This window comes from Micropruina sp. (assembly GCF_047606665.1).
Classification (GTDB): Bacteria; Actinomycetota; Actinomycetes; order Propionibacteriales; family Propionibacteriaceae; genus Micropruina.
Genome location: NZ_JASGEF010000032.1, coordinates 19206 through 42890 on the forward strand (window position 1 = coordinate 19206; position 23685 = coordinate 42890).

General features: G+C 67.7%; 21 protein-coding genes. 8 read left to right on the forward strand and 13 right to left on the reverse strand.

Annotation, left to right across the window (positions count from 1 at the left end; genetic code table 11):
• Positions 1-56 precede the first annotated feature (56 nt).
• A complete protein-coding gene (locus tag QM619_RS06990; protein WP_415105956.1) occupies positions 57-185 on the reverse strand; it encodes a hypothetical protein in 129 nt (42 codons plus the stop codon).
• 99 nt (positions 186-284) lie between these two features.
• Here QM619_RS06990 and QM619_RS06995 point away from each other — a divergent pair, with 99 nt between their 5' ends.
• The 4 genes from QM619_RS06995 (at position 285) to QM619_RS07010 (ending at position 5111) form a co-directional block, all read left to right on the forward strand.
• On the forward strand, positions 285-1532 hold the full coding sequence (locus QM619_RS06995) for an SLC13 family permease (protein ID WP_415105959.1): 1248 nt from the start codon (positions 285-287) through the stop codon (positions 1530-1532).
• Positions 1529-2014, forward strand: a complete 486-nt coding sequence (locus QM619_RS07000; protein WP_415105962.1) for a universal stress protein — start codon at positions 1529-1531, stop codon at positions 2012-2014. The genes QM619_RS06995 and QM619_RS07000 overlap by 4 nt, the downstream gene beginning before the upstream one ends.
• 189 nt (positions 2015-2203) lie before the next feature.
• Positions 2204-4225 carry a glucose PTS transporter subunit IIA gene (locus QM619_RS07005; protein WP_415105965.1) on the forward strand — a complete coding sequence of 674 codons (2022 nt, stop codon included), beginning with the start codon at positions 2204-2206 and terminating at the stop codon, positions 4223-4225.
• A gap of 52 nt (positions 4226-4277) precedes the next feature.
• Positions 4278-5111: a PRD domain-containing protein gene (locus tag QM619_RS07010; protein ID WP_415105968.1), complete on the forward strand. Its 834-nt coding sequence runs from the start codon at positions 4278-4280 to the stop codon at positions 5109-5111.
• Between the two features lie 126 nt (positions 5112-5237).
• Here the strand turns inward: QM619_RS07010 and QM619_RS07015 are convergent, their stop codons facing one another.
• From QM619_RS07015 to QM619_RS07035, 5 genes are all read right to left on the reverse strand, one after another.
• Positions 5238-5822, reverse strand: a complete 585-nt coding sequence (locus QM619_RS07015; RefSeq protein WP_415105971.1) for a MarR family transcriptional regulator — start codon at positions 5820-5822, stop codon at positions 5238-5240.
• A 92-nt stretch (positions 5823-5914) separates the two neighbouring features.
• Complete coding sequence (locus QM619_RS07020) at positions 5915-6406, reverse strand: universal stress protein (RefSeq protein WP_415105974.1); 492 nt, start codon at positions 6404-6406, stop codon at positions 5915-5917.
• Between the two features lie 102 nt (positions 6407-6508).
• Entirely contained in the window at positions 6509-8386 is a 1878-nt protein-coding gene (locus QM619_RS07025; protein WP_415105977.1) for a universal stress protein, read from the reverse strand.
• Between the two features lie 426 nt (positions 8387-8812).
• Positions 8813-9985: an integrase gene (locus QM619_RS07030; protein WP_415105979.1), complete on the reverse strand. Its 1173-nt coding sequence runs from the start codon at positions 9983-9985 to the stop codon at positions 8813-8815.
• A 371-nt stretch (positions 9986-10356) separates the two neighbouring features.
• Positions 10357-10800, reverse strand: coding sequence for a hypothetical protein (locus QM619_RS07035; RefSeq protein ID WP_415105982.1), 444 nt, complete (start codon positions 10798-10800; stop codon positions 10357-10359).
• Positions 10801-11088: 288 nt separating this feature from the next.
• Here QM619_RS07035 and QM619_RS07040 point away from each other — a divergent pair, with 288 nt between their 5' ends.
• Positions 11089-11994 (forward strand): helix-turn-helix domain-containing protein, encoded by a 906-nt coding sequence (locus tag QM619_RS07040; protein ID WP_415105985.1) that lies wholly within the window; start codon positions 11089-11091, stop codon positions 11992-11994.
• 133 nt (positions 11995-12127) lie between these two features.
• Here the strand turns inward: QM619_RS07040 and QM619_RS07045 are convergent, their stop codons facing one another.
• The 4 genes from QM619_RS07045 to QM619_RS07060 form a co-directional block, all read right to left on the reverse strand.
• Positions 12128-13033: an alpha/beta hydrolase gene (locus QM619_RS07045; protein ID WP_415105988.1), complete on the reverse strand. Its 906-nt coding sequence runs from the start codon at positions 13031-13033 to the stop codon at positions 12128-12130.
• 68 nt (positions 13034-13101) lie between these two features.
• A complete protein-coding gene (locus tag QM619_RS07050; protein WP_415105991.1) occupies positions 13102-13599 on the reverse strand; it encodes a VOC family protein in 498 nt (165 codons plus the stop codon).
• A gap of 97 nt (positions 13600-13696) precedes the next feature.
• Positions 13697-14998, reverse strand: a complete 1302-nt coding sequence (locus tag QM619_RS07055; protein ID WP_415105993.1) for an MFS transporter — start codon at positions 14996-14998, stop codon at positions 13697-13699.
• Between the two features lie 286 nt (positions 14999-15284).
• The gene (locus tag QM619_RS07060) at positions 15285-16214 is read right to left on the reverse strand and encodes an alpha/beta hydrolase (RefSeq protein WP_415105996.1); all 930 of its coding nucleotides are present in this window, start codon (positions 16212-16214) and stop codon (positions 15285-15287) included.
• A 289-nt stretch (positions 16215-16503) separates the two neighbouring features.
• On the opposite strand from QM619_RS07060, the gene QM619_RS07065 reads away from it, so the two are divergent.
• Entirely contained in the window at positions 16504-18906 is a 2403-nt protein-coding gene (locus QM619_RS07065; protein WP_415105999.1) for a family 20 glycosylhydrolase, read from the forward strand.
• Between the two features lie 318 nt (positions 18907-19224).
• Entirely contained in the window at positions 19225-19875 is a 651-nt protein-coding gene (locus tag QM619_RS07070) for a class I SAM-dependent methyltransferase (protein ID WP_415106002.1), read from the forward strand.
• A gap of 442 nt (positions 19876-20317) precedes the next feature.
• On the opposite strand, the gene QM619_RS07075 is transcribed toward QM619_RS07070, so the two are convergent.
• The 3 genes from QM619_RS07075 to QM619_RS07085 all read right to left on the reverse strand — a co-directional run bounded on the left by QM619_RS07075 (position 20318) and on the right by QM619_RS07085 (position 22571).
• The gene (locus QM619_RS07075; RefSeq protein WP_415106005.1) at positions 20318-20638 is read right to left on the reverse strand and encodes a type II CAAX prenyl endopeptidase Rce1 family protein; all 321 of its coding nucleotides are present in this window, start codon (positions 20636-20638) and stop codon (positions 20318-20320) included.
• A gap of 107 nt (positions 20639-20745) precedes the next feature.
• Positions 20746-21411 (reverse strand): response regulator, encoded by a 666-nt coding sequence (locus QM619_RS07080; RefSeq protein ID WP_415106008.1) that lies wholly within the window; start codon positions 21409-21411, stop codon positions 20746-20748.
• Positions 21402-22571, reverse strand: a complete 1170-nt coding sequence (locus QM619_RS07085; RefSeq protein ID WP_415106010.1) for a sensor histidine kinase — start codon at positions 22569-22571, stop codon at positions 21402-21404. The genes QM619_RS07080 and QM619_RS07085 overlap by 10 nt, the downstream gene beginning before the upstream one ends.
• A 132-nt stretch (positions 22572-22703) precedes the next feature.
• On the opposite strand from QM619_RS07085, the gene QM619_RS07090 reads away from it, so the two are divergent.
• Positions 22704-23612, forward strand: coding sequence for a lysostaphin resistance A-like protein (locus QM619_RS07090; RefSeq protein WP_415106016.1), 909 nt, complete (start codon positions 22704-22706; stop codon positions 23610-23612).
• Positions 23613-23685 lie beyond the last annotated feature (73 nt).

Genomic DNA, 23685 nt, shown 5'->3' on the forward strand with positions numbered 1-23685 from the left:
GGGTGGCCGACGTCGACCTGGTCACCCTGGTGGACCTCGCCGCCGTTCCGTTCCGGTCAGTCGATCACGCCGGTGCGGTCGGTGCCGGACGGTCCCGCGTTCGCTGCGTCGCGGCTGATCCACGTCACCCCGGCCCACGTCATCCCGGTGAACGCCGGGATCTCTCCCGACCCTGACAGTGTCATCGCAGAGATCCCGGGTCATCCGGGATGACCCCGTCTGCTTCGCTCCGACCCTTTGGGGTGAGGGCAGGCCGGCGTCCGGCAGGACTAGGGTGAACGTCCGTGGGCGAGGTCATCGCGGTATCGATGCTGGTCGTTGTGCTCGGCTTCGCCGTGATCCGGCCGCGTGGCCTGTCCGAGGCGGTGGCCGCCGTCCCAGCGGCGCTGGTGGTCTTGCTGACCGGCGCGCTGGGCTGGGACAAGGCCTGGGCCGAGGTCGAACACCTGTTCCCGGTGGTCGCGTTCCTTGCCGCGGTGCTGGTGATCAGCGAACTGTGCGATGCCGACGACCTCTTCCGCTACGCCGGCGCCCTGATGGCCGCCAAGAGCCGGGGCGATCCGCAACGCCTGCTGATTGCCGTCTTCGTGCTGGCGGCATCGGTCACCGCGGTGCTGTCGCTGGACGCCACGGTGGTGTTGCTCACCCCGGTGGTCTTCGCGACGGCGTCCCGAATGGGGGTGCGTTCGAAACCGCACGCCTACGCCTGCACGCACCTGGCCAATGCCGGCTCGCTGCTGCTGCCAGTGTCGAATCTGACCAATCTGCTGGCGATGTCGGCGGCCGGGCTGACCTTCGTGTCGTTCGCCGGGCTGATGGCGCTGCCCTGGCTGGGCGTCCTGGTGGTCGAGTACGTCGCGTTCCGGAGGTTCTTCGCCGCCGACCTGTCGATTCCGGCGACCAACCCCGAACCGCCTGAGGTGCCGCAGCTGCCGCGCTTCTCGGCTCTCGTGCTGGCGCTCACCTTGGCCGGCTTCGTGGTGGCGTCCCTGTTCCAGATCGAAGCGGCCTGGGTCGCCCTGGCCGGCGCGCTGGTGCTGTTGGCCCGTGCCTTGAAGCTGAAGCAGGTCACGGCGAAGGACATCCCCGATTTCATCAACCTGGGCTTCCTGGCCTTCGTGCTGTCGCTGGGCGTCGTGGTGACGGCGGTGGTCGAAGGCGGTCTGGGTGCGGCCATCGGACGAATCGTGCCGTCCGGCGAATCGCTGATCGCGCTGCTGCTCTGGGCTGGCCTGGCCGCGCTGCTGGCGAATCTGGTGAACAATCTGCCCGCCGTGCTGGTGCTGCTGCCGTTCGCCGCCCAATCGGGTCCGGGCGCGGTGCTGGCCGTGCTGATCGGCGTCAATGTCGGGCCCAACCTGACCTACGTCGGATCGCTTGCCACTCTGTTGTGGCGCCGGATCGTCCAGGCCCACGATCACGAGACGCCGATCCAGGAGTTCACCCTGCTCGGCCTGCTGGCCACCCCCATCGCGATCGTCATGGGTGTGCTGGCACTGTGGATTTCGCTGACCATCGGAGGTATGGCATGAAGATCACGATCTGGGTGCGCGAAGGCACCTGGCCGGCCTGTGTCGACGCCGCCCGCGAGTTGGCAGGGTCCCGTCCGGCCGAGGTGACCCTGATCTGCGTCCGGGAAGCGTCCGCCGGCGCACCCGACACGGGTTTCGGTTCGCTGATCGGACGCGGACGCCGGCGGCAGGCCACCGAACAACTCGACCAGCTCGGCCGCGAGGCCGCCGAGACGATGCTGCGGCAAGCCCGCGAACGGCTCGGTCAGGACGCCGAAGTCCGGCTGGAGTCGGGCTTCCCCGAGCGGATCGTCACCGCGGCCGCGGGTGACGCCGACTACCTGATCCTGGGCCGGGACGGCGACCATACCCGGCTCGGGCCGGGCAGCCTCGGCAAGCACACCCGGTTCGTGGTCGACCATGCCCCCTGCCGGGTGCTGCTGATCTGGCCGGGGAACGCACCCGCGGTGGGGTCGATCCCGCCCCCACCGCCCGACCGCTGACGTGTCGTCCGCAGGTTTGCTGACGCTCCCGCACCACGGGTGCTACTGTGCTCGGAGAGCGCAAGCTCACCAAAGGGTTGCTACCCGACTAGGGGCAAGACCTGAGTCGCATCTAGCGGTGCAACTCGGGTCGTTTTTTGTTTCCAGTCCAGATTTCCCCAAATGCTAACGAGTAGACAGGAACCGACAATGGCGTCCACTACGGCCGAGCAGATCGTCGAAAAGGTCGGCGGTCCCGGCAACATCACAAGTCTCACCCACTGCGCGACCCGGCTGCGTTTCGAACTGAAGGACGCCGGCCTGGTCGATGCCAAGGCGCTGGACGCCATTCAGGGCGTCCTGGGCTCGGTTCCGCAGAGCGGTGACCGTTACCAGGTGATCATCGGCGGCGCCGTGGCGTCGGTCTATGCCGACATCACCAACCTGCCGTCGATGAAGGGTGGCGCCGCGCCGTCCGCGGCAGTCAGCGATGCCGACATCAAGGCCGCCGAACGCGCCAAGGCCCGCGGCAAGGTGGCCTGGCTCGACGCCTTCTTCGAGTACCTCTCGAACGCGTTCCGGCCGCTGCTCGGCGTGCTGCTCGGCTCGTCCCTGATCATCGCCATCGCGGCCGTTCTGGACGCGCTGCACCTCGTCCCGTTCCAGGGCGCCGACCGGCTGACCGACGCCGGTGCCACCTGGGTGTTCTGGGACAGCATGTGGCGCTCGGTGCTGTACTTCCTGCCGATCATGGTCGCCTACAACGCTTCCAAGGCACTCAAGATCGATCCCTGGATCGGCGCCTCGATCATGGCCGCCATGTTCACCCCGGAGTTCCTGTCGCTCAAGGACGCAGCCGACACGGTCTGTGTCGAGGTGCTGGGCAATGACCAGTGCGTCGCGAAGATCTTCGGCCTGCCGATGCAACTCAACGGCTACGGCGGCCAGGTGTTCGTGCCGCTGATCATGGTCGCGGTGCTGGCCCAGCTGTACAAGCTGTTGCTGAAGATCTTCCCGGAGAACGTGCAGATGGTGTTCGTGCCGTTCTTCAGCCTGCTGATCATGGTCCCGATCACCGGCTTCCTGATCGGCCCGTTCAGCATCTGGATCGGCAACGGCCTGGGTGCCGGGCTGGCCTGGTTGAACACTGCGGTGCCGCTGTTGTTCGCCGTGCTGATCCCGATGATCTACCCGTTCCTGGTGCCGCTCGGCCTGCACTGGCCGCTGAACGCCCTGATGCTGGCCAACATCAGCACCCTGGGCTACGACTTCATCCAGGGCCCGATGGGCACCTGGAACTTCGCCTGCTTCGGCGCCACCGCCGGCGTTCTGGTCGTGGCCAGCCGGGCAAAGGACATGGAGGTGCGGCAGACCGCGATCGGCGCCTTGGCCGCCGGCCTGCTGGGCGGCATCTCCGAACCCTCTTTGTACGGCATCCACCTGCGCTACAAGCGGATCTACCCGCGGATGCTGGTCGGCTGTGCGGTCGGCGGCGTGACGATCGGCATCCTGGGGTGGATGTTCGGCACCGTGAAGGCCTCCACCTTCGCGTTCACCTCGCTGCTCACCATCCCGGTGTTCAGCCCGATGTGGATCTACTCCATCGCCATCGTCGCGGCCTTCGTGGTGTCGATGATGCTGGTCATCATCAGCGACTACCGCACCCCGGAGCAGAAGGCGGAATTCGCCGCCGAGCAGGCCGCCGCTGCCCCGGCCCCCGCCGCCGCCCCGGCTGCGGTCGCCACTGCGGCCCCCGCCGCCGTCGGAACCCTGGTCGCCACCCGCACGGTGTCCGCCCCGGTCGCCGGCGAGCTGGTCGCGCTCACCGATGTCGCCGACAAGGTGTTCGCCTCCAAGGCGCTGGGTGACGGTGTGGGTATCGTGCCGACCGACGGCCAGGTCATCGCGCCCGTGTCCGGTGTGCTGATGACGGTGCCGGAGAGCGGTCACGCCTTCGGCATCAAGACCGACGACGGCGTCGAGGTGCTGGTGCATGTCGGCATCGACACGGTCCAGCTGGAGGGCAAGGGCTTCACGGTCGGCGTCGCCAAGGATCAGCGGGTCGAGGTGGGAGACCCGCTCGCGACCGTCGATCTGGACACCGTCAAGGCCGCCGGATACGACACCACCACCATGGTCGTGGTGATCAACACGATGACTCTGAAGTCGGTCACGCCGGCTGCACCGGGCACGGTCTCCCTGGGCGACCCGGTCATCGACATCGAGGCCTGAGAGGAGTCGCCGGTGGCCGCCCCCGCTCGGGGGCGGCCACCGGTGTGATCGCATGGAAATTCTGCGCGTCTTCAACAACAACCTCGTCCTCGCTCTGGACGAGCGGGGGCGCGAAGTCATCCTGACCGGCCGCGGCCTGGGGTTCCAGGCCCGGCCGGGTCAGAGCGTGGACGCAGGCAAGGTCGTCCGCATCTTCGTCCCGGCCGACGGACGCGACCCCGACCATCTCGCCGAACTGCTGGCAGGCATCCCGCCCGAGCACATCCAACTGGTCAGCCGGTCCATCGGCGCCGTCGGCCTCGACGCGGTCAGCCGCAACCCGGCCGCGGTCATCGCCCTTGCCGATCACGTCAGCTTCGCCATCCGCCGGGTCAGTCTGGGCATAGACATCGCCTATCCCCTGCTCGCCGAGGTTCAGCACCTGTACACCGACGAGTACCGCCAGGCCGGGGCGCTGCTGCGCGAGATCAACGCCCACAGCGACGTCCAGCTCCCCGACAGTGAAGCCGTCGGTTTGGCGTTACACCTGGTCAACGCAGGTTTCGCCACCGGCGACCTGTCGTACACCTACCGAATGACCGGGGTGATCCAGCAGCTGGTCACCGTCATCGAGCAGGCCTACGGCATCACCCTCGATGCCGGCAGCGTCAGCGTCGGACGGTTCATCACCCACCTGCGCTACCTGTTCGTCCGGATCCACAACCACAAGCAACTGGACGCCGAGCCGACCAGCGTCGGCCTGGCCATCCGCGAATCGTTCCCGAAGGCGGCCGAGGTCGCCGTCCGGTTGGCCGGCGTGCTGGAACTGCGGCTCGGCTCGGCACTCACCCCGGACGAGATCTCATACCTGGCCCTGCACGTCGCACGAGTGACCACCGAGCGCTGATCAGCGCGCGGCTCGTGGCTGTTCCCGCTGAACCCGGTCATGTTCCCACCCCCAGCCCGAGAGCAGCTGAGTACTGGGCTGTAACCAGGGTTGCGACCGCACGGGCCTGCGCCGTGGTCAGTGGGGTCACTGCCATGGCGGAGAGCCAACAATCGGCGCAATCGGGCTATTACGCACCTGGGTGAGGAAGCCGGACTCCTGCTGCGCTTCGGCGGCAGTCAGGATGGTGGCATTCACAGGTCGTTGGACAAGGTCCTCGACGCGGTCGCACGCCTCGTCGACCAGATCGGGATCGGGCGTCCCGATCACCATCAGATCGATATCGTTCGGCGCCGGCCCTTCGACCCCTTGCACACGAGCCGCGAACGAGCCGTACAGGAACGCGGACTCCACGCCTCCGATCCCCCGCAGTTCTTCGGCCAGAAGCGCCGCCGGTCCGCTGACGATCAGCAGGATGTCACGCAGCGGAGGCACGATCGGGTTGCCTGCGTTCGCCCGAATCAACCGGGTACGGCCAACCTGGCGCTCCGCGAGGATCCCGGCGTCCAAGAGCCGCGCCACTTCGCGATGCACACTCGGGTAGGCAGACCCCGTGCGCGTCGCCAGGTCTGTCACGCTGAGTTCGTCGTCGCCGAGCAACAAAGCCGAGAGAAGGCGTGCCTGTCCGTCCGAACGAAAGATCGGGGCGAGCAGAGGTGCCTCAGTTCTCATATAACGGAGATTATCCTCCGACATAGATATATTCAACAGCTCTGGGCAGGAGCCGGGCGCGACAGCAGGCCCGAGGTGCCCAGGACGCCGAGTCAGCCGACGTCGTCAGCGAGCGACTCGTCGGTCGCCGCTGCCTCGTCGCTGCCCGGAGCACGGACAACGACGACGGTGCAGGCCGCGTGCGCGGCGACATGCTGGCTGACCGATCCCAACAGCATGCCCGCGAAACCGCCGATCCCCCGGCTGCCCACCACCAGCAGGTCGGCATCGTGGGAGGCATCGATCAGCGACTTCGCCGCGCGTCCCACCACCACCTTCGGCCTCACCAGCACCCCGGGATCGTCACCCAACTCTTCGCTGATGATCGCGAGCAGTTGCTCCTCGGCGACGCGCGCCTGGTCGGCGTGGTCGTACTCCGGGTTGTAGGTGGACGCCGAGCCGGCGGGTGGCGGCGGCACCGGCCGCCAGGTCAGGATCGTGGTGAGCTCGGCATTCTGCGTCAGCGCGACGTCATAGGCCCAGCGCAGGGCGGCGCGGCTGCTCTCGGAGCCGTCGACCCCCACGACGAGGTTCTTCCATTTCATCTCGTGATCTCCTCCAGGTGCGTCGATTGGTCGGGGTGCGTGGCACGCGCCCGAGTGGAAGCCGTTTTGCCGGGCGGTAGCTGCCCGGCGAATCGGACGGCGTCAGTCCGCCTGCCGGATCCCGCCGCCGGCGATCACCGAACCGTCGTCGTTGGTCTGCACGATCATCACGTTGCACACCGCCTGTTTGACGATCTCGCGCGGAACCGCGCCCAGCGCCTCACCCTCGGCCGCACCGACGCCTCGGTTGCCCACGACGATCAGATTGTCGGGGTCCTTTCCGGCCGCCTCCAGGACGGCCTGGGCGGGACTGCCCGGGATCATGTGGGTCTCGATCCGCTTGAACCGATGCTTGGTGAGTTCACGGACGGACGCCTCGACCGCGGCGCGGGCGGCGTCCTCGCCGTACAGGTCGATGTGCTCGTTCGCACCGGGCTTGGTCAGGCCCGCGGAGACGTCCGGGTTGTAGGCGGACACCACCACCAGCCGGGCCTCGGCGGCTGCCGCCAGGCCGGCGGCGTGCCCGACCGTCGCCAGCGACGCCGGGGTGCCGTCAGAACCCACGATCACGCGCTTGTAGACCGAGGTGATCCGACGCGGGGAGCCCAGCGGCATGATCGGCGACTCGTCGTCGGCGTGCGGCGCATTGACCCACGTCGCGGCGATGGCGCCGAAGACGAACAGCACGCCGCAGAACGTCATAGCGTTGCCGGGATCGTTGCCGAGCAGATGCTCGTAGATCCAGCCGAAGGTCAGTGTCTGCACCAGCTGGGGCACCACGATCATCATGTTCAAGATGCCGAGGTAGACGCCGATTCGCTCCTTGGGCACCATCGAGGTGGCCATCACGTACGGCAGCGAGGCGATGCTCGCCATAGCAACGCCGTAGCCGGCCAGCGGCAGGAACATCAGGTATTTGTCGGAGACGTGCGGGAAGACCGTGAAGCCCACGCCCGCGACTAGCAGGCAGACCGCGTGGACGCGCTTGGCACCGAAACGAACCGCGATCGGGATCAGGGCCAGCGACACCAGCAGCTGCACGACCGAACCCCAGGCGTTGGCCAGGCCGGTCCAGCCGACCGCCTCCTCGTAGCCCGGACCGCCCGGCTCGGCGTTGAACACGGTCTTGCCGATCGCCAGCGAGGCGAACTGCCACCAGATGAACAGGCCGTACCACTGAAAGGCGTAGACCAGGCCGAGCTTGTGCATGCCCATCGGCATCACCTTGACCGCCTCGGCGATCTCTTTGACGATCCCGACCGGGCCGACGCTCTTGGCCCGCATCCTGGCGAGTTCCTCGTCGGTGGGCGGAATCTCCTTGGTGTAGACCGTCGAGATCATCACGGTGATCAGCGCGCAGGCCGCACCGGTCCAGAACACCGCCGGAACCCAGTTCGGGATGCCCGCCGCCGAGCTGCCCTGAATGAGTTGCTGGAAGCCGAACAGCGCGATGTTGGCGACGATGCCGCCCGCCGCGCCCAGCATCGCCTGGAGCAGGAAGCCCTGGGTTCTCTGCGAGAGCCGCAGCTTGCCGGCGATCATCGCCTTGTAGGGCTCGGCGGCGGTGTTGTTGCCGGCGTCCATCGCCCACAACAGCACGACAGCCATCCAGATGGCCGAGACGAACGGGAACAAGAACAGACACAGCGCGGCGAGAACGCAGCCCGCGACGATGTAGGGCCGGCGCTGGCCCCACTTGGGGTGCCAGGTGTGGTCGCTCATCACCCCGATCATCGGCTGGATGATCAGGCCGGTCATCGGACCCGCCAGGTTGAGGATCGGCAGCGAATGTCCGTCGGCGCCCAGCATCGCGAACAGCGGGTTGATGGCGGTCTGCTGCAGGCCGAAAGCGAATGACGTACCGAATCCTCCGAGGTTCATCAAGAGGATGGTCTGGGTGCTGAGCAGCGGCTTCCGACTGTCCTCGGCGTCGTTCGCTGCGTCGGCTGTCGCGATCTTGTCCCGGGTCAGAGTCGTCATACAGGCCTCCTGGGGCGTCGTTGGTCCGGATCGCCGCGAACGTTACCATGTCGATATCCGGAGAGAAAGGGTCGGACGCGCCTCACAAAAGCACGCACGCGACACGGCATCGGCGTCGAAAGAATGCCCCCGACGTCACGCACCGACACGCAGACGGGATTCAGCGGACATGCGCACCTGCCTGCGAATCTGCGACCAACCAATACGTCCACCTGCCTCATAGAATCATGTACGCGAATACCGGTGCTTGCCTCATCAAGAAATGTTCGTGACACACCTCTGCCACGGCGGCTCCGGCTGAGCTCGTCGGGCACGCCCACCCGCCGTTGCCGGCGCGCCCGGTCACCTCCGGCAGGACGACCCGATCGACCGCGTCCCACGTCGCACGACCCCGGCCTCCTCGGCCGTGGCGCATCCCGATCAGAATCAGCCGGCGGTCGGCTCGGCATCCGGTTCGGCAATGCCTCGCAACTCGTCCTGAACGCGTTCGATGTCGCGGGTGATCTGGGCGGGGTTCAGCCGGGCGTGCTCGTCGTCCAACCGGGCGCGTGCCGCCGGCGCAAGCCCACGCTGTTCCACCAGCCTGCGATAGGGGGTGCGCGGCGCGTCGTAGAGCCGCTTCCGCCCGACGTCCGACTGGATCCACCCGACAGCCTTGACGCACGGCACGAGATGGTTCTTGCGCGCGGCGCTCACCTCCCACAGTTCGTCGAGCAACCGCCGCTCCGCGTCGGTCCGGTACCTAGCCCGCCGCCCACGTCGTCCCGTCCGGCGTTGCCCGCTGTCGGCGAGGTCGTCGCCCCGATCCGGAACTCCCACCATCTCGACGTTCCTGGCGTGCGCCCAGTCAGCCACCGCGCCGCGGATGAACTCGTCGGCACCAGTCCCCACGACGACCCCTCCGAGCGGAAGCACGACGTTGCCGGCGATCCAGTCCATGGCCGCGGCGATGTCTCGGACGGAGCGATTGGCGGCGGTCCGCAGCTGCGTCCATCCTGTCATCGGATCGGTGGCGGCCACCGTCCACAGAAACTCGCCGGTGGGATCATCGCCGCAGTGAGCGACCGCCTTCACCTCCAACAGGGCGGCACCCGTCGGACGTCCGGCGGCGACGCAGACGTGGCTCGACGGCCGCAGGATCTGGCTCAGGTTCGGCACGGCCGGGCTCGCCGGACGAGCCTCCACCCGATGCGGCTTCAGGTAGCGGTCGATGGTCGCCGCGGACATCGACCGCACCTCGTCCAGCACCTCCGGGGTGAGCCGCGCACCGACCTGGTCGAGCTCGGCGAACCGGATCAGCCGGTTCAGGATGTCGTCCATCACCGCGGCCAGATATTTGCCCGACGGCCGGCCGGTGAGCCTCCAGACTTCCTGCAACACGGCGAGGGCGTCGTCGGAGTATTTTCGCGGTTTGGGCTTACGCGACCGTGGACCGGCATCGTGGTGGTCGAGGGCCGCCTGACGGATCGCCCGTCGGGAGTGGTCCCTGGTCCATCCGGTGGTTGCGGCGAGTGCATCCAGCAGTTCGCCCTTGCGCGCCTTGTCCGCTTGCGCGTACGTGCGGGCGAACTGCTTGGCGACTTCGTGACGCGCCGACAACCACAACCTCCACGTCTCGGCCGCACGACGAGAACAGTCACGCGGAGACTCCGATGTGAGGCGCACGCACGCATCCGAGGAGCGCCATCTGTGAGGCCACCGAGCCAGCAGGCAACCGATCACCTCTATTAATCCAGTCTCTATAGAAACTGCGCCTTATGTCAACCGTGAGAGGGAACGCTGATCAATGCAGTTCCGGGCGAGGACCTGACCGGCGGGATCCGCTGCAGCCCCCGAGCGCGGGCGTGCGGGACGCACGGTGTAAGGTTTGGCGGCCGCAGATCGCCTCGGGTGGATGCGCAGCTGTCACCCAGAATCGGGCAGCGGACGATCCAACTCGGGGATCGCGGCACCCACGGATCGCGTCGGCGTCAATGGCGCGTCCGCGACTCCACTGTCTGCGACGTGATGCTCACGGTGCGGTGCGGCACCGCTCGACGAAGGCGAGCACAGAGAACAGATAGCCGCGGCCCCGCGGACCGTCGTGAATGGCGTGCGAGGCGCCCTCCATGACGCCGGCGTCCACGGAGGGCGATGGCGTCGTCCAGCCGTTTGGCGCTGGCCAGATAGAACCCTTCGTCCTGGTCGTACGGCATGCCCAGCGAGGCGCTGTCGAGATAGTCGGGACGGTTCAGCGAGATGCCCGGATAGCCGTTGTAGGCGGCGGCCCCCAGCTGCACGACCGCGTCGGATGCCTGGCTCTCGCCGCCGTGCAGGTAGACGATGGTCGGGGCGTCCCCAGCCTCGGCAGGAGCGAACCGGAGCCCCGCGATCAGCCCGTCGAGCAGGCGCAACGGTTCGTCGGGATAGCGCATGCTGATCTCCCACCAAGAAGGATCGGCGAGGGGGCCGAGGACGGGCTCCGTCGCCGTCCGTTCGACCCGTTCCGACCCTATCCCGCGCCCGAGACACCCCAACATGGGCCACTCTTGGCCCAGGTCCCGGCCCGTGCCCGCGGGTAGAGTCGCGATCGTCAACGCCCTGACGGAGGCTGGGTTGTGCCTGGCGGCTACTCGGAGGTCATCCCGACGGACGACCGGCCAGGACAAGGAGCTTCGCGCGGTGATCGGTGACTCGAGACATCGACAGGCGACCGCCCGATGATGAGCGTCGATCGCGCCACGACCCTGGGCGCCTTCCTCAGAACCCGCCGCGCGCAACTCACCCCGGCGGCAGTCGGACTGCCTCGTAGCGACGCCCGCCGGAGGGTGCGCGGGCTGCGCCGTGAAGAGGTGGCGATGCTCGCCTCGATCAGCACCGACTACTACACCCGGATCGAGCAGGGTCGGCGGCCGGCGTCCCTCGGCGTCCTGGACGCCCTGGCCCGCGGTCTGCAGCTCGACCCCGATCAGCGCGCGTACCTGTTCGAGCTTGCCGGCAAGGACGACGTCCATCCCCCGCCCTCCAGCCCACAACGCCTGCGTCCGGCGCTGCGCACGCTGCTCGACGAACTCACCTTCACTCCGGCCCTGGTGGTCGGCCCCCGGATGGAGATTCTGGCCTGGAATTCGCTGGCCGCCGCGCTGATGGTCGATTTCGGTGCGCTTCCCGCATCGGACCGCAATTACGTGCGGCTGCTCTTCGATTCGCCCGCGATGCGCAACCTCTACCCGTCCTGGGAGGCGGTCGCGATCACCTGCCTCGGACATCTTCGGATGTCGGCGAGCCGCTACCCAGACGATCCCGAACTGAACGCGTTGATCGATGAGATGTCGGCTCGGCACGAGACATTCCGGACGCTGTGGGCCGCCCACCATGTCGCGGTGCGCAATGTCGGCTCGAAAGTGTTCCGGCATCCGATCATCGGCGACGTCACCCTGCAATGGGACACGCTGGCCTCGGTGTCCGACCCCGACCAGGAACTCATTCTGTGGACGGCACGGGCCGGTTCGCACTCGGAGCAGGCCCTGCGGATGCTCGCCGACATGACGACTGCCGCGAACGGCCGCAATTCGTCCCCGGCGACGCCCTTGCCCACACCAGCCGAACGTCGGTCTGCCGCTGGTTGAGTCTGTCGAACCCGTGCCGCCGATGTACCACCAAGGGTCTCGACAAGCTCGACCAACGACAGCACGACAAGCTCGACCAACGACAGGCTGACAAGCTCGACCAACGGCGCCCGGCAGGCTCGGCCGAGGACGATTACTTCGCCGGGTAGCAGGTGCGCGCGAAGCTGCGGTAGGCGTCGATGGTGCCGGTCTCGTGGTCTTCGACCTCGAAGACCTTGGTGGACAACGTCACACCGGGCACCGGGTCGCCGCTCACCAGATCCAGGAATTGGAGAACCTCGATCGCCAGCTGGCGATAGAAGGCATGCGGACCGAAGATCTCTCCCGCGCCCAATGTCACATGCAGGTGGCGTGCCCGCCCCGCGCTGGCCGGATCGTCCTTGAATGCCCGGTACAGATCGCAGATCGTGCTGTCCGGCACCAGAATGCCGGGGCTGCCGGCGCCGAAGTTGCTGAACAGCGTCGAGTTCTGGGTCAACGCGTAGATAGCGAACAGACCACCGTAGGAGAACCCGAACAGTCCCACATTCTCGTCGCTCACGTTGTAGCGGCCCTTCACGAACGGGTGCAGTTCGTTCTCGAGGAAGGCGAGGAAGTGGTCGGCGTGCGGGTTGTCCAGCCATTCAAAGAACTGCTCTACCAGTCCCTCCTGCGAGCCGAACATCTCGGTGATGAAGTCGCGCATTGCGGCGGGAACCGGTTCACCAGGGGGCACCAGGTCGCGGTTGCGCACGGCCAGCGCATCGACGCCCTCGTCGATGTAGCCGATGTTGACCTGGACGAATCGCTGCACGGCCTGGGTGCCCTCGGGCCCGGTCAGCCCCAGATGCATCTTCTCGTAGATTCCGCCGTGCCATTGTGAATCGAGTGCGTAGACGACCGGGATGGCGGGGCCGTCCGGGTCGTAGCCGTTCGGGAACGACACCGACACACCGACCTTGCCGCCGAACGTGTCGGACGCGGCCTCGAAGTACTCGGTGTTCAGCTGCGCGATACGCCCGGACCATCCGCCGCGCACCGGCTCTGTGAACGTTGCCATGAGATGACTCCTCTGTGGTGAAGTGAATGATTTCGACGTGGCGGTTGGGCTGCCGACGCGTGGCCGGGCTATTTCAGGGTCCGGCCGAGCAGACCGTCGGGCAGGCCGTCCACCTCGATGACCGAATACTCCCCGTCGACATTCCCCCAGGCCAGATCGTCCTCGCCGGGCTGGTAGATGACCTCGACCAGGTAGCCGTCCGGGTCGACCGGCATGAAGCACCTGGTGTCGCCGATCTCCAATGGCTGCACCGCGATCTCGTAGCCGGCGTCCTGAACGGCGCGCAGCGCCTCGGCGTGGTCGTCCGGCGTCGCGACCGTCATCACGAAGGGCGGGTAGCCGGTCGTCCCGGACGCGACCGGGGTGAGCGGCGACTCTTGCAGGGTGAGGCAGCGGCGGTTCTCCCGGTCGGCGAGAAAGATCTCGACGAACGCCACCTCGCCCTTCACCCGGAAGCCGCCGACCGGCACCAGCCCGAGCGTGTCGCAATAGAACTTGAGCGAGGCGTCCATGTTCGACACCAGGATTCGCGAATTTTCAAAACGTGGCCGTACCGGCATGTGCATGCTCCTTGAGCGAGAGACGTGGTCTGGACGAAACGGAGGGCTCACCGAGGGCGGCGGAGTTCGGAATCGCGGCCGCCCTCGGTGAAGAATGCGCCGGCTATTTCACCGATTTGATCGGGAAGACCAGCAGTGACGAGACCACCACGCCGACGATCGCGTAGATGAAGATCACCGTGTAGTTCCCGACCAGGGCGATCAGGAAAGCGGCCAGGATCGGCACCAGGATCTGCGGAATGTTCGAGGCCAGGTTCAGCACGCCGAGGTCTTTGCCGACCGCTCCGGACGACGGCAGCACATCGATCATCAGAGCCAGGTCGACCGAGGTGTAGGCGCCGTAGCCGATACCGACGACAAACGCGTAGATGTACATCGACATGGTGGTGGGCACTACCATCGGCACCGCGATGGCGATCGCCATCAGCGCGCTGGCGCCGAAGACGAACATCTTGCGGCGTCCGGTGGTGTCGGAGAGCCGGCCGAAGACGACCGTCGAGATCATCATCGTGATCATGGTGAGAATGGACATGATGCCCAGCACCTGGCCGGCCTCGGTGATCGGCAGGCCGATGTAGTCGGTGAGAATGTAGAGGCCGTACGCCTGAATCGCCTGGTAGCCCAGCACCATGAAGAAGCGGCCGCCGAAGGCCCAGACGAAGTCGGGGTGCTTCTTGAAGTTCAACGGACGGACGAAACCGAGCCCGAACTCCTTCCAGCTGAAGGCGTCCCGGACCAGACCGGTGGAGTCCATGTCCTTGTTGAGCACGACGAAGAGCAGGGTGACGACGATCATCGTGGCGCCGAAGATGGTGTACCCGACGCCCATCTGGTTGATCAGGTTGCCGGCCAGCGCCATGCCGCCGGAGATGCCGAGCGCCTGGCCGACACCCACGAACGACGATCCGAAGGCGCGGTGGTCATAGCTGACCCGGTCGGCCAGGATCGTCGAGATCGGGCCCTGCATGATGTTGAGCAGAACCTGCACCAGAATCGCGCAGATCGCCAGGTAGGCGAACGTGTTGGCGAACTGCATCAGAATGACGATCGTGCCGCCGGAAAGGCCGCCGAGCACCATCCACGGCGTCCGACGTCCGAACCGCGACTGGGTACGGTCGGAGACCGCGCCGACGATGGGCTGGATGAACATGGTGAACACGGCGGTCAGGCTCATGATCGCGGCGAGGTTGTTTTCCTTGTTCGCCTCGTCGAGTTCGGAGAGCGCCGCGGGCAAGAACACGGCCCCGACGCTGGCGTAGCAGACGAAGATCAGGAAGAACCCGATCATCAGCGAGAAGAACAGCGTGTTGCGCTGGACGGCATTGAGCCGGAATGGCTCCATGCCCTCGGGTGTCGGTGGTTGGAGACTGTCGGCGACGTTCGCCGACGAATGCGATTCAGACATGTGAGGTCCCTTGGCGGTCACGAGGAGGCGACGACGAAATCCTCTTCAAGAACTGGTTGGTTTATGTCGCGCGCATAGCGACAACGCTGCCGCTGCGCGCACAACGCCCACAGAATATCGCCGGAATCGACACATATCCTGGTCCAGAACTGTCCCACTCAGCTATCGGCCGAACCGCCTGCGGCACGCCCCTGAGCGTGCCCGCGCATCGCGTCCGAAAGAGACGTCGGGGGACAAAGGCAACCGGCCCCGAACCCTGAGGGTCCGGGGCCGGCGGTACGACGATTCAGAGCTTCTCGGCGAAGAACGGGACGACCCGCTTCAGCGCCTCGCCGGCTCCGACCGGCTGGTCGTACAGGTCGTAGTGCGAGACACCCTTCAGGACCAGCAGCTCCTTGTCGGTGGACGCCGCCCGCTCGTGGATCTCCAGGCCGTCGCGATAGGCGCCGAACGCACCCTGCTTGTCGCCGACGACGACCAGCAGCGGCTGGTCGAGCAGCCGCTCGGCCAGGTGGAAGGCGTCCCAGCCCAGCGCGGACGCGCCGTGTGCGGCCTCGAACAGCACGCAGCCGTTGGCGGCCTCGCCGCGTCCGGTGCGGTAGTAGTCGAACGCCTCGATCACGTCGATGTCGCCGACCTGCTGGGCGCCCTCGGCGGTCGGCGGCAGCATGCCGTTCACCACGCCCTCGGCGCCGCGCGCCTCGGCGGTGCGCTGCACGCCCACCCCGCGAAGCGCGTCGAGCAGCCCGTCGCCGGTGTTGTCCCGGAGCATCCGGCCGTAGTTCACGCCGGTGATCGAGACGACGGCCTTGAACCGCTTCTCGGTCATCGCGACGTTGAGGGTGTAGCCGCCGCCACCGCAGACGCCGAGCACGCCGATCCGGTCGCCGTCCACGTAGGGCAGGGTGACCAGGTAGTCGACCACGCGACGAAAGTCTTCGACGCGCTGCGCCGGATCTTCCAGGAAGCGCGGGGTGCCGCCGCTGGAACCCTGGAAGCTCGCGTCGAAGGCGATCGCCACGTTGCCGGCCTCGGCCAGCGCGGTGGCGTAGATGTTCCCGGAGGTCTGGTCTTTGCAGCTGCCGATCGGGTGCGCGCAGACGATCGCCGGGTAGCTCTTCGACTCGTCGAAGCCGGGCGGGAAGTAGATGTCAGCCGCGATGTCCCAGTACATGTCCGGGTTGCGGAAGGTGACGTGTTTGATGTCCGACGCCATGTCGTCCTCTCATCGATTGGGGGAATCGCAGGGCTCAACCGGCCCCGGTCGGGTTCCAGTCTGGGCGACCGTGGCCGTCTGCACCAGAGACAGATGCGTCCCAGGTACGCCGACCGGCCCCTGCCCGCCGGTTCGCGAGGGTGGGACGGACCACCGCTGCTGCGCGTGAACCGCCGCACGGCCGGTCGAAGCGACATCACGTTCCGCGATACCGTTTCGTCGACAGCCGCCCCGTCGCTGATGCCGTCCAGGTGACCCGATCACCCGATCGCCGATAGGAGTTGCCCCGTTGCCATCAGCCACGCCGCGCGTCGTCGTCTATCACCAGTCCCACGGACACGGCGAGACGTTCGTGCCGCTCGCCCCGGTGATCTCCAGCGGCGGTCTCAGCCATCTGATCATTGCCGCGGTGCACATTCGCAGTGACGCCACGGTCACGGTGAATGACCACCCGCACGACGATCCGCATCACGACAGGTTGTGGTCGGAGGCCGCCATGGTCCGCGGCCATGGGGTGAGGGTGCTGGCAATGGTGGGCGGTTGGGCCCCCGGAACGATAGGCAAACTCGACGGGGACGAGTTCGCGACCTATTACCCGGCGTTCCGCGATTTTCTCCGGACGCATGACCTGCAGGGCGTCGACATCGACGTCGAGCAGGAGATGAGTCTCGCGGGCGTCGTCCGGCTGATCGACGCATTGCGGGCCGATTTCGGTCCGGAGTTCGACATCGTTCTGTCCCCGGTCGCGTCCGCGATGTGCGGCGGTGCCAATCTGTCCGGTTTCGACTACGAAGAGCTGTACCGGGTTCGCGGCGACCAGATCGACTGGCTGCAGCTGCAGTTCTACAGCGGCTACGGCAGCCTGCAGGACACCCGCGATATTCAGCGGGTGATCGATCGGGGCGTCGTCGAAGTCGACAAGCTCGTTCTCGGCGTGGTCGGCAATCCCGCGGACGCCGAGGGCTACGTCGCCATCGATCGGTTGTGCGCCACCTTGTCGGCGATCGCCGCGAAATACCCCGAGATCGGCGGCGTGGACGTCTGGGAGTACTTCCAGGCACTGCCGGGAGGCCGGACAGCGCCCTGGCTGTGGATCGACCGGGTGCGTGCCGCGCTCACCGCGGGCGCCGACCGGGTCAACGCGCTGGGCCTGATTCCCGCGCCGGCGTCCGTCACCCTCGGCCACGGCACGGTGACACTGCCCACGGCGACCACGGTGACCGGCTCGCCGACGGCGATCGACCTGGTGGCGGACGCCCTCGGCCCCGGCGCCGGGCTGCGCCTGATTCCGGACGCCGATGGCCTGATCCGGCTGGTCGACGACGTCCGGATCGCGCCGGGCGGCTACCGGCTGGAGATCGGCGAGCGAGGCGTCGAGGTCGCGGCCGGCGATTCCGCCGGCTACCTGGCCGCCGGCCACACGCTGCGGCAACTGCTGCCAGCCTGGGCGTCCGGACCCGCCCCGCTGCCCGGCGCGCCGTTGGTGCTGCCGCAGCTGCTGATCGAGGACGCCCCGCGCTTCGGCTGGCGCGGCGTCCTGGTCGACGTGGCGCGGCACTTCAAGCCGCTGCCGGCCCTGTACCGGTTCGTCGATCAGATGGCCGCCCTCAAACTGGACGTGCTGCATTTGCATCTCACCGACGACCAGGGGTGGCGGTTCGAGGTGCACGGCTACCCCGAGCTGGTCCGGGTGGGCTCGTGGCGCACCGGCACCTATGTTCCGGCCTGGGACGCGGTCGACGGACGACCGCACGGCGGCTACTACACGCAGGACCAGCTTCGCGCCCTGGTCGGCTACGCGCAGCGTCGCGGCGTCACGATCGTGCCCGAGATCGACCTGCCCGGCCACGTCCGAGCCCTGCTGGCGGCGTACCCGGAGTACGGCGATCCGGACGCCGAGCGCAAGCCGGTGGCTACCGGGTTCGGCGTCTTCGACGAGGTTCTGCATCTGGCGCCCGCGACGCTGGCGCTGATCGAGGAGATCGTCACCCAACTCATCAACGTGTTCCCGTCCCGGCATATCCACATCGGCGGCGACGAGTGCCCGAAGACTCAATGGCGGCAGAGCAAGGCGGCGACGACGCTGGCCGGCGAACTCGGCCTGGCCGGTGTCGACGACCTGCAGGACTGGTTCACCGACCGGATGCGCGACTGGCTCGCCGCCCACGGACGTCAGGCGGTCGCCTGGGACGAGGTGGTCGAAGGTCACGACTCCCCCGGCACCGTGGTGATGTCGTGGCGCGGCCATCTGCCCGGCGTCAAGGCGCTGGCGAGCGGACACGATGTGGTGATGGCACCCGGCGAGTTCACCTACATCGACCAGTACCAGAGCGACCACGTGAACGAGCCGCACGCGATCGGCGGCCATCTGCCGTGGCAGAAGGTGCTCGGCTACGACCCTGCGCTCGGGGTGCCGGACGACGCACCCGGCCTACTGCTCGGCGTCCAGGCGCAACTGTGGGCGGAGTATCTGCCGACCATCGAACAGTTCGAGTACATGGCGTTCCCGCGGGTGGCCGCGCTGGCCGAGATCGCCTGGGCAGCGACCCCGGCCGGCGCCGACGACTTCTTCGCCCGGTTGGTGCACCAAGGTGAACGCTGGGACGCCGCCGGCATCAACCACCGCAGCGTCGGCGGCGCCCACCCCTGGCAGCAAGCCGGATCCAGCCACCGCCGGCGTCCGCAGAGCTGACTGAACCGACCGGACTCGACAAGCTCGGCCAACGGAAGCCCGTTCTTCACCAAGGAAGGCACTGATCGACGCGTCCACCGCTGGTCGAGACCCCGTGCAACTGGCACATAGCTTCGGGTCCCACCACCCTCGACGATCAAGGGCCGCAGAGATCCCGGCATCCGCCGGGATGACGAAGACAGTGTCCCGAAAGGGGTCGGCACTGAACTGGTCCCATGGCGATTCCAATGGCCGATCTGTCACAGATGCCGCTGTCGTGGGGGCGGCCCGGCACCGATACTGGGGTGCCGATGTATTCGAGACGCTGGGAGGAGTCCGATGGCCGATGGCCTACAGACCTTCGATCACGCCGTCCGTGGACGTTTCAACGCCTGGTTCTTTGTGGCGTTCGACCGGTACATCGAACGCATCGCCCGGCCGCTCAAGCGGACCGCCTTCGACGATCTCGCCGCCGACCGGGTGGTGGAGATCGGCCCCGGCATCGGCGCCAACCTCCGCTACCTTCCTGCCGGGGCCCAACTCGTCGCCGTCGAGCCGAACCTGCGCATGCACCCGGCCCTCGAACGCCGCTGCGCACGGGCCGGCGTCCCGCTGACCCTCCTCCCCAGCTACGCCGACCGGCTCCCGCTGCCCGACCGCTCGGTCGACGAGGTGATCTGCTCGCTGGTGCTCTGCACCGTGCCCGATCCGGACGCCGTGCTGCGCGAGGTCGTCCGGGTGCTGCGTCCCGGCGGCCGGTTCCGTTTCGTCGAACACGTCGCCGCCCCGCCCGGCAGCCTTCGGTTGCGCATGCAGCATGCGTTAGACGTCCCATGGGCCTGGCTGTTCGAAGGGTGCGATCTGCATCGCGACACCGCGGCCGCCATCGAACACGCCGGGTTCGCGGACACCACCATCGTCGAAGTGCAGCTGCGTGGCAGCGTCTTCTATCCGGTCAACACGATGATCTGCGGGATCGCCCGGCGCTGACCCGATCCGGACGATCTGTGGCAGCCTGGCCTGGCCCGGCCGTCCGTTTCGGAGGGTGCTGGCCGATCCCTACGATTTTCCCGGTGGACGACTTTCCCGGTGGACGACGTTTCCACTTCACCGACCCGGCCGGCAACGAGCTGGCCGTGTGGGCGTCGACGACACGGTGAGCAGGTTCACTGGACTCGGTGCTCGACCGTGGTCGACCGCTCAAGCCGAATTCTGATGGTTATAACAGCCGTGTCGAGGTCCAGTCCGCACTCGAGCCGAATTCTGGTGGAAATGACCTACCCCGCCGGGGTGTCCATATCCACAAGAAAGTGGCTCGAGTCCGGATCGGCCCGCTCCACGGTCGGAATAACCACAAGAATTTGGCTCGAGCGACCGGGAAATCCACAGATACCTTGCGGAGACCTTGCCAGCTGCTCCCGACCGCATGAGTTCACGGCCCTGGCGTAAAGACCGCCGACACGGCCGGCAGCACCCCGTGCACAATCCCGGACGCAACGAAACTGCCAGCCTTGGCCCGGATGTAGCCGAAGAGCAGGCCGGCGACCGTCGTCCACAGCGCCCAACCGGCCAGTCCGGCACCGACGGGCGACTGACGGTGGGCCAGACCGAAGAGTAGCGAGGCCAGCACCCACCCAGCCCAGTTCGGTGCCGAAGACGCGCACGGCCGTCCAACGCCTGATCGAGCCGGGTTTGCACCAGCCCGCGGAAACGGCTTCCTCCCCGGTCCGACCACCAGCAGGGCGAGCAGCATCCGCGACAGCAGCGGGGCCGAATCGACGGTGAGAGCGGACGCCCCGCGGCAACCGCCAGCACGCCGGCCTGGATCAAGTCGGATCAAGTCCGGGATGACGCGAATGATCAGCGGTTCCTTAGCCGCGCACGCTGCACGGCCAGGGCGATCTGGACGCGGTTGCCGGCGTCCAGCTTGGTCAGCAGCCGGCCGACGTAGGTCTTGACGGTCGGCAGCGACAGATAGAGCCGGTCGGCGATCTCCTGGTTGCCGAGGCCGTCGGCGATCAGCAGCGCCACCTCGCGCTCGCGGTCGCTCAAGGCGCCCAGCGGGTCGGCACCACCCGGACGCGGCGCACGGGCAGCCAGCTGAGTGACCCGGCGCAATACGGCCGGACTGAACGGCATCGCCCCGGCTGCGGCATGCCGGACGGCGTCGATCAACTCTTCCGGTGGCGCGTTCTTGAGCAGGAATCCCTGGGCGCCGGCGTCCAGGGCGTCGGCGATGAACCCCTCTGTGTCGAACGAGGTGAGCACCACGACGGCCGCGCCGTGCCCGGCGGCGACGATCTCGCGGGTGGCGGCGATGCCGTCGAGGACCGGCATGCGCAGATCCATCAGCACCACGTCGGGCCGCAGCGACGCGGCAGCCTGGACGCCGGCCCGTCCGTCGCCGGCCTCGCCGACCACCTCGATACCGGGCGTGCCGTCGAGGATCAGGCGTAGTCCGGATCGGATCAGCGGCTCGTCGTCGACAAGCAGGGTGCGGGCGGTGGCGGGCGGGGTCACGTCCATGGCACCCATGCTCGCAGCACGAAGTCGCTGCCGTGGCGCCCGGCGTCCAACTGGCCGCCGGCGAGTTCGATCCGTTCCCGCAACCCCACGAGGCCATAGCCGCCGGCTAGCGCGGATCCGGCGCCGAGCGGATTGCGTACCTCCACCTGCGCCCATTCGCTCGGCGTCCCGGTGACGGTGACGGCGACCGGCCGCCCCGGCGCGTGTTTGACGGCGTTGGCGATCCCTTCGGCGACGGCGCGGGCGAGCGCCCTCGATGCCGACGGGCTCAGGGTGCCGAGTTGCGCGGCGAGGGCCGGATCGACGTCGACCTGGATGTCGGTGCCGGGTGCGGCGGCGAGGCCGTCCCGGTCGGCACGGGTCAGGTCGGCCAGGGTCAGATCGGGCCGGACGTCGTGCTGATCGTCGCGCAGCACGGCGAGCATGGCATGGAGTTCCTCGGACGCCGTCTGCGCCGCCTGCTGGATGAGCCGGGTGGTCTCCTCGACGCGGGCCGGTTCCGCGTCCGGGTGCACCGCGAGGCCGCCAGCATGCAGCGAGATCAGCGACAGCCGATGCGAGAGCGTGTCGTGCATCTCGCGGGCGATCCGGGTCCGCTCGGCGAGCCGGGTACGGGCGACGACCGCCGCCTGCTCGCGCTCCAGCGCCTCGGCGCGGTCGCGAAGGGACTCCATCAGCTCGCGCCGGCGTCCCGCCGACAGTCCCACCAGCACGACCACCGCACCCACCAAGGAGGCCGCGGCGAGGCCCAGCCACGGGTCCGCGTCGGCCGCGATGATCGGAATCTGCACCGCGAGCCAGGCCACCGCGGCCGCGATCAGCCAGCCCCGCCGGCGCCAGGACGCCATCACGCCCAACGCGATCAGGGACGCCGGTAGGGCGAACGCGGACGCCCCGGCAACGATGATGACGAGCGCGGCGATGCCGGCGCGCCGTCCGGGTCGGGCACCTGCCCCGATCACCAACGGAAGCAGCACTATCGCGAGCAGACCGAGGACCACCTCGCCGAGCATCAATAACGCGATCGGCTCGAACTCGGCGTCCGGCAGCTGGGGCAGGTCGGGGTAGAGAATCATCCACGAGACCACCTGCACCACGACCCCGACCAGGGCGACCCCGGCCAGGATCGCCGCCGTCCGGGCTCCGCGCAGAATGCTCACCCGGCGCAATCTACCGATCCGGCGCGGACGGTTCTGTCAGCCGAAAGGATGAGGGCAGGGGCGACTTTCGGCGGCGTGAGGCGTCCGGTCGACCGATCCCGCCGGGTGGGCGCCCACCGCGAGGGTGAAGCCATGACACTCTCACTGGAACACACCACGACATCCACCCCAACGCCGGCGCAGGAGGAGCTGACCTATTTCCGGCTGAGCCGGCTCACGCCCGGCTGGTCGCGTCCGCTTGCCACCATCGGACTGTTCATCCTGAGCTACCTGGTCTTCATGGTCGGTCTGGTGGTGATCTGGATGCAGCTGCCGTTCTCGCCCGACTCGATGAGCGCCGAGAATCTCGACCTGAACGACCCCGCGCAGGCAGCGTTCCTGGGTCTGATGCTGGCACTGTTCATTCCCGCCGGACGCCTTACCGTGCGGTTGATGGGACGCCGCGGCACCCTCGACTCGGTGGCGGGACGCTTCCGCTGGGGCCTGTTCGCCCGCTCCCTGATGCTGACGACCGGGCCGGTGCTGCTGCCGCTCGCCGTGATCTGGGCGCTCGACCCGTGGGCGCCCGTCGTCTCCGGCCGGACGCTGGGCATGCTGGCGGTCGCCGTGCTGATCATTCCGCTGCAGGCCGCCGGTGAGGAATACCTGTTCCGCGGCGTCTTGATGCAGGTCGTCGGGCACTGGCTCAGGGCGCCAATCTGGGGACTGCTGATCTCGCTGCCGCTGTTCGTGCTCGGACACGACTACGACGCCTGGGGACTCGCCGCGGTGGGCGTGTTCGCCGTGGCCGCGACCTGGCTGACCTGGCGCACCGGAGGGCTTGAGGCCGCCATCGCCCTGCACGCGGTCAACAATGCAGTCATCTTCGCCCTCGGCGCGTTCGGCATGGCCGATCTGAACGAGACCAGCGGCACCTGGCTGGACGCACTGCTGTCCTCGCTCATCGCGGTCGGCTCCGCGGCAGTCTTCGCCTGGTGGTGGCACCGCACCGACGGTGACTCCCGCTACGCCCGGACGACCGCACTCGCCCAGTCCGCATAGGTTCCACCGCATGGGGGCTGTTTCCGGACCACAGACTCCTTCGGGACCACGGCCGAACACCGGGATCGCGCAC